The following is a 385-nucleotide window of genomic DNA, read 5'->3' as shown; positions in this document are numbered from 1 at the left end:
GCCTGTGGGGGCGGACGAACGCCGGGGCATGCGTGTGTCATATGTCACATGACAGTTGGTGTCGTATGGGTCGAGTGGGTCGCAATGTCCGATCGGAGTGGTCTGGACCGACGAGTGAACGCACCCTTACTGTCAGTTCACGATCTGTGGAAGATCGATTACATACAGGCAGAGCCTGGGGAGGCTCTGGGGGGAGGGTGTGTCATGCCTGTGGGCAGACTGCTGCGTGTCACTGCGGTGGCGCTATCGGGTGCGATCGCGTTGTGTGTTCTAGCGCCTGTTAACGCGGCGGGAGCTGCCCGCAGTCAGGTGTCGGCCGGTAGGCCGTCGGCACTAGACGACTCCCAAGTTGGAGTGACACCGACTGAGGACGAGGCGCTTGCCC

General features: G+C 62.1%; 1 protein-coding gene. It reads left to right on the top strand.

The features are described from left to right. Positions 1-204: 204 nt before the first annotated feature. The coding region (locus Q3W56_RS20760; RefSeq protein ID WP_302896714.1) for a hypothetical protein at positions 205-385 on the top strand (181 nt) is incomplete at its 3' end.

This window comes from Bacillus sp. C28GYM-DRY-1, from assembly GCF_030519405.1.
Classification (GTDB): Bacteria; Bacillota; Bacilli; order Bacillales; family Bacillaceae; genus Bacillus; species Bacillus spizizenii_A.
This window is presented reverse-complemented; position numbering and strand designations above follow the sequence as displayed.